The sequence below is a fragment of the Haloarcula sp. CBA1122 genome, from assembly GCF_009741785.1.
Taxonomy (GTDB): Archaea; Halobacteriota; Halobacteria; order Halobacteriales; family Haloarculaceae; genus Haloarcula; species Haloarcula hispanica.
Genome location: NZ_WPCB01000044.1, coordinates 19,972 through 28,874 on the forward strand (window position 1 = coordinate 19,972; position 8,903 = coordinate 28,874).

Sequence of the window (8,903 nt, forward strand, 5' to 3'; positions counted from 1 at the left end):
TAACACAAGATTATGAGACGCAACACGATACTCATCGGTCTGTTGATAACAGCGGTGTTGCTGCCGATGTGGTACGTCGCTTTACACGGCGAGCCACCGTCGGAAGAAATCGCTATCGACGAGAGCGTCAGCGACATCCGGCCGCTCGAAAGCCCAGTAGAGACGCCGAACAAGCTGTCACCGAGCCAGGTCGGTGTCGTCGTCTGGGTCGCCCTGTTCGGTCTCGTGGGCGTGCTGACGGCCGCCCACCAGTTCATGAACAGGGCGGTCCGGCCGCCTGACGACGCCGAGCCGGTCACCGACGGCGGGACCGTCTCGTTACCGTGGCTCAACACGGAGCACCGCTGGGTCGTCGAGTACCACGACGCCTCGGACGCCATAGAGGGACTCGTCGCCATGAGCGGGCTGACGGTCCTGTCTATCGTCTTCGCGGCGCTGTTCACCGGCGAGTACCTCACGCTCGCCCGCACCCAGTACTTCGGGCTGTACGCGACCGGGATGTTCCTCTCGCTCGCGCTCTCGACGGTCGCGTACTACGCCTGGTTCATGCCACACGTCGAAGTCGCCGAGATCAGGGGGCACGAATGATAGACTATCCGAAACCCGATGACGACGACGAGGAACAGGGCGATGACTGCTCGTGTGAGGGGGCCACCGGTACGTCCCCGACGCTGTACGGGGACGCCCGCGCGGAACTCCGTCGCAGGGACTTCGCGAAGTTCCTCGCGACCGTCGGCGGCCTGACTGCCGTCGCCAGCCTCACCGCGCCGCTTGCCAGCACCACGCAGGTGTTCGAGCGGGGGTACAAGGGACCGGTGTACTCCGACGGCATCCACCTCGTCGACAGCGAGGGCGAGCGCATCACCGAGGAGCGACTCTCCGAAGGCGAACACATAACGGTCTTCCCGGAGCCCCGGCCCGGCATCGAGGATGCCCCGACGCTACTGGTACGCTACGCCGAGTCCGACTACGGCAGCGACATCGCAGAAGGGTTCACCGTCAGCGGGTACGCTGCCTTCTCGAAAGTGTGTACCCACGCCGGCTGTATGGTGTCGGACCGGGAGGACGACCTGGTCGTCTGCCCCTGTCACTTCGGGAAGTTCAACGTCCTGGAAGGGGCGGCGGTCAGTGGCGGCCCGCCGGGGCGACCGCTCCCACAGCTTCCGATCACGGTGACCAGCGACGGGTTCCTCGTCGCCACCGGGGACTTTGAGGGGCCAGTCGGCCCCGGAGGTGGATAATGTCCCGCGCCAAAGCCGTCTACGACTGGTTCGACACGCGCCTCGACCTGGAGAACGGCCAGACGTTCCTCGGCAAGGCGTTCCCGGCCGAGGACTCGTTCCTGCTGGGCGAGGTGGCGCTGTTCTGTTTCCTCCTCCTGATCCTGTCGGGGGTCTTCCTCGGGTTCTTCTTCGAGCCCTCGACCTCCGACGTGGAGTACGACGGCAGTGTCCAGAAGTTCCAGGGCGAGGAGATGCCCGAAGCGTTCGTCTCGGTGTTGCACATCACCTACGACGTGCCCTTCGGGATGTTCATCCGCCGGCTCCACCACTGGGCGGCGCACCTCTTTGTCGCCTCCATCGGGTTGCACATGTTACGGGTGTTTTTCACCGGTGCGTACCGCAACCCCCGGGAGCCAAACTGGATCGTCGGGACCGGTTTAGCGGCTCTTTCGATGGGGGCGGCCTACACCGGCTACGCGCTGCCGTTCGACGAGTTCGCCGCCACAGCGACGAGTATCGGTTACAACCTCACGATATCCATACCCCTGTTAGGTGATTTCCTCGGCCAAGTGGTGTTCGGGGGTGAGTTCCCCAGCAGCGCCACCATCCCGCGGCTGTACTTCCTGCACGTTCTCGTGATACCGGCGGCTATCGCCGTGGGCTTAGCCGTCCACATGGCCATCCTCATCAGGCAGAAACACACCGAGGCCCCGCGGGACGGCGACGTGACCGGCGGCCGTCAGTCCGTCGACGAGGAGGACGACGACATCATCATCGGCCTGCCGGCGTTCCCGAACCAGGCCGCCGTCTCCGCGGTGGTGTTCTTCGTCACCGCAGCGACGCTGTCGGCACTTGCGGGCCTGCTCCCGGTCCACAACGTCGCTGAGTACGGCCCGAACGACCCCGCGGCCACGCCGGAACTCATCATGCCGGACTGGTTCCTGATGTGGGTGTACGGCTTCCTGAAGCTCCTGCCACAGATCAGCTTCAACGTCGGCCCGGCCCACATCAACGGGGAGTTCATCGGCGGCATCGTCCTCCCGGGTCTGGTGTTTGCCGCGGTCGCCCTCTGGCCGTTCATCGACCGGACGGAGCCGACCCACTTCACCGCGGACCCGCTGGACCGGGCCTGGCAGACCGGTGTTGGCGTGGCCGCCGTCGCGTTCATCATGATTGCCTCGATTGCGGGGATGAACAACATCCTCGCGGACCAGGTGCTCGGAACGACGACGAACGTGGTCAACCCCATCCTGACGGCGGCGCTGCTCGTCGTCCCACCCGTCTTCGGCGGCATCACGTACCTGCTGTTGCGGGACGGCGAGCCCACGCCGTCACAGGAGGGCGACGTAGCCGCTGACGGTGGTGCAGTAGACGAGAGAACGGCTAGCACCGAATCGGAGGAGAACGGATGACTGCGAGCATCAAACTGACTGCGCGGCAGTATCGCCTGCTGGATACGACGAGCAAGCTGGTCGGCCTCGTACTGGTCGCCGCCGGCCTCGAAGTCGGCGGCAGCACGCCGACCGGCATCGCGCTGGCTATCGTCGGGGCTGCCTGCGCGACTGCGACAGTGTTCATCACCAATGAGTAGAAACGACCTGACTGACGACGAAACGGACAGTGCGGGAATCAGTCGCCGCGACTTCGTGCGCGGTCTCGGAGCCGCGTCGCTGCTTGGCGCGACGGGGCTGTCCTTCGCCGACGACGGCATGGACGGCCTCGAAGCGGTCGACGACCCCATCGGGTCGTATCCGTATCGGGACTGGGAGGACCTCTACCGCGACGAGTGGGACTGGGACTCCGTCGCCCGCTCGACCCACAGCGTCAACTGCACCGGCTCCTGTTCGTGGAACGTCTACGTCAAGGACGGCCAGGTCTGGCGCGAGGAACAGGCCGGCGACTACCCGACGTTCGACGAAAGCCTCCCCGACCCGAACCCGCGCGGGTGCCAGAAAGGGGCCTGTTACACGGACTACGTCAACGCCGACCAGCGCGTGCTCCACCCCTTGCGCCGCACCGGCGAGCGCGGCGAGGGCCAGTGGGAGCGGATTAGCTGGGACGAGGCGCTGACCGAAATCGCCGACCACGTCATCGACGAGGTGCAGGCGGGCCGGTACGACGCCATCTCCGGGTTCACACCGATTCCGGCGATGAGCCCGGTGTCGTTCGCCTCCGGCTCCCGCCTCGTCAATCTGCTGGGCGGCGTCTCGCATAGCTTCTACGACTGGTACTCGGACCTCCCCCCGGGACAGCCGATCACCTGGGGCACCCAGACGGACAACGCCGAATCCGCCGACTGGCACAACTCTGACTACATCATCGCCTGGGGGTCGAACATCAACGTCACGCGCATCCCCGACGCGAAGTACTTCCTCGACGCCGGCTACGAGGGCGCAAAGCGGGTCGGTATCTTCACCGACTACTCCCAGACGGCCATCCACACCGACGAGTGGCTCTCGCCCCACGGCGGCAGCGACACCGCGCTCGCGCTGGGCATGGCCCAGACCATCGTCGACGAGGGGCTGCACGACGAGGAACACCTCAAAGAGCAGACCGACATGCCGCTGCTCGTCCGGGAGGACACCGGCAAGTTCCTCCGGGCGAGCGAGGTCGGCCTCGCCGAGGACGCCGACGACCCGGACAAGGTGTTCGTCATGGTCGACGCCGACGGCAACCTCCGTCGTGCACCCGGTTCGCTCGGCGAGCGGGACGGCCAGAAGGACTACTCGTTAAGTATCGAACTCGACTTCGACCCGCAGCTCTCGGTCGAGCGTAGTGTCGACACCGACGAGGGCAGCGTCGCGGTCCGGTCGGTCTGGGAGAACCTCAGTGACGAACTCAGTCAGTACACGCCGGACGTTGTCCACGAAGAGACCGGCGTTGGGACGAACACCTACCAGCGGGTCGCCCGCGAGTTCGCCGAGGCCGACGCCGCGAAAATCATCCACGGCAAGGGCGTCAACGATTGGTACCACAACGACCTGGGCAACCGCGCCATCCAGTTGCTCGTGACGCTGACGGGCAATCTCGGCGACCCCGGCACCGGACTGGACCACTACGTGGGCCAGGAGAAGATCTGGTCGTTCCACGGCTGGAAGGTGCTCTCGTTCCCGACCGGAAACGTCCGCGGCGTGCCGACGACGCTGTGGACCTACTTCCACGCGGGCATCCTCGACAACACTGATCCGGACACCGCAGAGAAGATACGCGAGTCCATCGACAAGGGATGGATGCCGGTCTACCCCGAGGAACGGGACGACGGGAACCGACCGGACCCGTCCACGATGTTCGTCTGGCGCGGGAACTACTTCAACCAGGCCAAGGGCAACGTCGCCCTCGAAGAACAGCTCTGGCCCAAACTCGATCTCGTCGTCGACATCAACTTCCGGATGGACTCGACGGCGATGTACTCCGACATCGTCCTGCCGGCGGCCAGCCACTACGAGAAGTACGATCTCTCGGAGACGGACATGCACACCTACGTGCACCCGTTCACGCCGGCCGTCGAACCGCTCGGCGAGGCCAAGACCGACTGGGAGATATTCCGCCTGCTCGCCGAGAAGATACAAGAGCGCGCCCAGGAACGCGGTGTCGAGCCGATCGAGGACCGCAAGTTCGACCGGACCATCGATCTCACGACCATCTACGACGACTACGTCCGCGACTGGGAGACCGGCGAGGAAGAAGGGCTCGTCGAAGACAAAGCCGCGGCGGAGTTCATCCTCGAACACTCCGAGGAGACCAACCCCGAGGGTAGCGACGAGCAGATAACCTTCGACGACATCGACGAGCAGCCACAGCGGTTCCTCGAGGCTGGCGACCACTGGAGTTCGGACATCAAGGATGGCGAGGCCTACGTCCCGTGGCAGGACTACGTCCACGACAAGAACCCCTGGCCGACCTTCACCGGCCGCCAGCAGTACTACATCGACCACGACTGGTATCTCGAACTCGGCGAGGAACTCCCGACCCACAAGGAGGGGCCGGAGAACACTGGCGGGGACTACCCGCTGTCGTACAACACGCCTCACGGTCGCTGGTCCATCCACTCGACGTGGCGCGACGACCCCAAGATGCTCAGGCTCCAGCGGGGGGAGCCGGTGGTGTACATCAACCCCGAGGACGCCGAAGAGCGGGGCATCGAGGACGGCGACACCGTGGAGGTGTACAACGACCTTGGCGCGGTAGAGGTGCAAGCGAAGATCTACCCCTCCAGCGAACCGGGGACCGTCCGGCACTTCTTCTCCTGGGAGAAGTTCCAGTACCCCGACCGGGACAACTTCAACACGCTCGTCCCGATGTACATGAAGCCGACGCAGTTGGTCCAGTACCCGGAAGACACCGGGGAACACCTGCACTTCTTCCCGAACTACTGGGGGCCGACCGGGGTCAACAGCGACGTGCGTGTCGATGTCCGACCGAGCGGAGGTGACACCGAATGAGTACCGACCAACAGGACGACCAAGGCGAAGAGGACACGCTGGTCAACGTCGCTGACGGCGTCGACCACCAGGTCGCGATGGTGATGGACCTGAACAAGTGCATCGGCTGCCAGACGTGTACGATCGCCTGCAAGAACCTCTGGACGGAGGACGGCGGCAGCGAGTACATGTACTGGAACAACGTCGAGACCAAGCCCGGCGAGGGCTACCCCCGCGGCTGGGAGGACTCCGGCGGCGGATGGAAATCCGGCGAGCACAAGGAACGCCAGCCCGGCGAGATTCCCGACGAAGAGGACTACGGCCGCGCCTGGGAATTCAACCACGAGGAGATCATGTACGAGGGCAGCGACGAGCCGCTGCGGCCCCGCGACGGCGCGGAGTGGGGACCGAACTGGGACGAGGACCAGGGGGCCGGCGAGTACCCCAACAGCTACTACTTCTACCTCCCGCGCATCTGCAACCACTGCACCCACCCCTCCTGTGTCGAGGCCTGCCCGCGCTCGGCGCTGTACAAGCGCCAGGAAGACGGCATCGTTCTCGTCGACCAGGACCGCTGTCGGGGCTACCGCTACTGCGTCGAGGGGTGTCCGTACAAGAAGGTGTACTACAACACTGTCTCGAAGAAATCCGAGAAGTGCATCTTCTGTTACCCCCGCATCGAAGGGGAAGGCCCCGACGGGGAGACGTTCGCCCCGGCCTGTGCCGAGGAGTGCCCGCCCCAGCTCCGGCTGGTCGGCTTCCTCGACGACGAGGAGGGTCCGATCCACAAGCTCGTCAATGAGTACGAAGTGGCCCTGCCGCTCCATCCGGAGTTCCGCACGCAGCCGAACGTCTACTACATCCCGCCCTTTGCCCCCGGGCAGCACACGGAGGACGGGGAGACTGTTGACATCGACCGTATCCCACGCCAGTACCTCCGAGAGCTGTTCGGCGACGGCGTCGACGAGGCGCTGGACACTATCGACGCACACCGGCAGCGCGTCCGACAGGGTGGTGACAGCGAGCTCATGGAACTGCTTCAGGACAAGAACCCGGCCAAACAGTACCGACTGGAGGTGTTCGAAGATGAGTAGCGAGCCGCTACGCGGCTCGGAAACGCGAGCGGGCGATGCCCGCGAGCGGTCCCAGTTGGCCGCCCCTGAGCGTGCTCAGGGGGTGGTCAACGATGACTGACCACCGACGCACGCTCACACTCACGGCGGTGCTTTCGGCGCTCATCGTCGTCTCGACGGTGGCCGCGCCGATGGTGAGCGCCCGGCCAGCACACGAAATCCCGGTTTCCGAGGTATCGACGGCCGACCTCGCCGAACCGAACGCCGACGGCTGGGAAGAAGTCCCGGCCTCGGACGTACCGCTTGCGAGCGCCCCGAGTAGCGTCCCGAACGCCGACGACACGTCCGTCGAGACAGTCGACGTGCAGGCGGCTCGCACTGATGAGCGACTGTACGTCCGCCTGGAGTGGCACGACGCGACTCGGGACATGAACGCCAACGCCACGCGGGAGTTCGCCGACGCGGTCGCGGTCCAGTTCCCGACGAACACGAGCTCCCGGCCGCCGATAGCGATGGGCGGCCCGGACAACCGGGTCAACGTCTGGTACTGGAGCGGAGCGACCGGAACCCAGGAACTGCTGGCCGGCGGCGCTGGCTCGACCACGCCGTTCGAGAACCCGACCGTCCAGGCGAACGCGAGTCACAGCGGCACCGGCGGCAACGCCACCTGGACGGTGGTGTACTCGCGCCAGCTTGACGCGCCGAGCGAGAACCGGACCGACCTGCGGACCGACGGCGACCTCGACGTGGCCTTCGCCGTCTGGAACGGCTCTAACGGCGAGCGGTCCGGCCAGAAAGCGGTCAGCGAGTGGCACTACTACCCGTTCAGCGGCGGCCCGCAGGGCCCGCCCTACGAGACGCTGCTGTGGACCGTCGCCGGCATCGCCATCGTCGCCGTCGTCGGCGTCACCAGCTTCGGCATCTACCGCACGCGGGGGGCCGAGTGATGGCGACCACGCCAACCGACCCCATGGACGACCTCGACGAGGACGCCGCCGCCCGGGGTGCGGTGTACGCCACGCTCGCCAAGGCGTTCGAGTACCCCGAGGAGTCGTTCCACAGCGCGGCGGCCGACGGGACGCTAGCAGCCGATTTGCGAGCGTGTCTCGACCGGACGGGCCTTGCCGTGTCCGTCCCGTCGCTCACCACCGACGACGACTACGAGACGCTCGCGGCCCGCTACAATGACATCTTCGAACTCGGTTACAGCGAGTACACGGACCGGACCGACGGCTCGCTGGAGGCGGAGGGGCCGCCGGTCCCGCTGTACGAGTCCAAATACCGGCCGGACCACTCCTGGAACGACGTGAACCTCGACCTCTCGCGGGCCTACAGCCACTACGGCCTCGAAATCGACCAGGACGAGCGGGACAACCACGACGCGCTGACCTACGAGCTGGAGTTCGCGGGCTATCTGGCCCGCCGTGAAGCCGCCGTCGGCGAGGACGCCGCAATCGCTCGGCTGGACTTCCATGACCGCCACCTCGGCCACGCGGCGGCCGGCGTCGCGGACCGACTGGCCGACGAGCCCGGGACCGACATCTACGGCGGCTTCGGCGAACTGCTCGAGGCGTTCGTCCGCGCTGACCGCAACGACCTCGCGGAACGGCTGGAGGACCAGCGATGACGGCGGCGCTACAACAACGAGTCAGACCGCTGCTGCACGGCGGGAGCCACTCGCTGGCGAACCTGGCAGTCGGCGCTGCGGCCGTCGCGGTCGCTGCTCGATACCTCGCCGTCCTGTTCGTCAACGCGCCCGGATACGCTGGCGTTCCGGTCTCGCCCGGCCTGGCGACAGGCGTGTCCACGGCCGTCGTCGCCGCCGCGGCTATCGCCGTCGCCGTCACCGACGCCGACCCGCTCACCGGCATCGGGCTGCTGTTCGTCGGCGTGTTCGGCCTGCTATCGCTGGTCAGTAGCGCGGCGGCACTGCCGGCGGCCGCCGCAATCGTCCTCGGGACGGCGACCGTCGCTGCTGTCTCGGGTCGGCGGCTGGACCTCGTTTCGGCCGCCGCGGTCGCCCTGCTCGTCGCGGCGCTGAGCATCGGGCTGGCCAGCGGCGTCGGCGGCTGGACGGACCTCCCGTCCGGTTGCCTCGACCGTGGCACTGCTCGGCATCGCGTCGACGCCGGCGTTCGCCGCGGCGGACTGGCGCTCGCTATCAACGGCCGAGACTGGGGCGGGCG

The 8,903-nt window shown here is 66.4% G+C and carries 8 protein-coding genes and 1 pseudogene; all 9 read left to right on the forward strand.

What is annotated here, in order from left to right:
• Positions 1-12: 12 nt before the first annotated feature.
• Entirely contained in the window at positions 13-588 is a 576-nt protein-coding gene (locus GJ630_RS15260) for a hypothetical protein (RefSeq protein WP_007190101.1), read from the forward strand.
• Positions 585-1,241 carry a ubiquinol-cytochrome c reductase iron-sulfur subunit gene (locus GJ630_RS15265; RefSeq protein WP_014040596.1) on the forward strand — a complete coding sequence of 219 codons (657 nt, stop codon included), beginning with the start codon at positions 585-587 and terminating at the stop codon, positions 1,239-1,241. Before GJ630_RS15260 ends, GJ630_RS15265 begins: the two co-directional genes overlap by 4 nt.
• A complete protein-coding gene (locus GJ630_RS15270; RefSeq protein WP_050038196.1) occupies positions 1,241-2,635 on the forward strand; it encodes a cytochrome bc complex cytochrome b subunit in 1,395 nt (464 codons plus the stop codon). Before GJ630_RS15265 ends, GJ630_RS15270 begins: the two co-directional genes overlap by 1 nt.
• Positions 2,632-2,814: a hypothetical protein gene (locus GJ630_RS15275; RefSeq protein WP_008308780.1), complete on the forward strand. Its 183-nt coding sequence runs from the start codon at positions 2,632-2,634 to the stop codon at positions 2,812-2,814. Before GJ630_RS15270 ends, GJ630_RS15275 begins: the two co-directional genes overlap by 4 nt.
• The gene (locus GJ630_RS15280) at positions 2,807-5,665 is read left to right on the forward strand and encodes a molybdopterin-dependent oxidoreductase (protein WP_151103482.1); all 2,859 of its coding nucleotides are present in this window, start codon (positions 2,807-2,809) and stop codon (positions 5,663-5,665) included. Before GJ630_RS15275 ends, GJ630_RS15280 begins: the two co-directional genes overlap by 8 nt.
• Positions 5,662-6,738 (forward strand): 4Fe-4S dicluster domain-containing protein, encoded by a 1,077-nt coding sequence (locus GJ630_RS15285; protein ID WP_191450231.1) that lies wholly within the window; start codon positions 5,662-5,664, stop codon positions 6,736-6,738. Before GJ630_RS15280 ends, GJ630_RS15285 begins: the two co-directional genes overlap by 4 nt.
• Before the next feature lie 92 nt (positions 6,739-6,830).
• The gene (locus tag GJ630_RS15290) at positions 6,831-7,664 is read left to right on the forward strand and encodes an ethylbenzene dehydrogenase-related protein (protein ID WP_191450233.1); all 834 of its coding nucleotides are present in this window, start codon (positions 6,831-6,833) and stop codon (positions 7,662-7,664) included.
• Entirely contained in the window at positions 7,664-8,344 is a 681-nt protein-coding gene (locus tag GJ630_RS15295; RefSeq protein WP_023843305.1) for a molecular chaperone TorD family protein, read from the forward strand. Before GJ630_RS15290 ends, GJ630_RS15295 begins: the two co-directional genes overlap by 1 nt.
• A pseudogene (locus tag GJ630_RS15300) lies at positions 8,341-8,903 on the forward strand (phosphate ABC transporter permease); the annotation flags it as partial. The gene GJ630_RS15295 and the pseudogene GJ630_RS15300, both read left to right, overlap by 4 nt.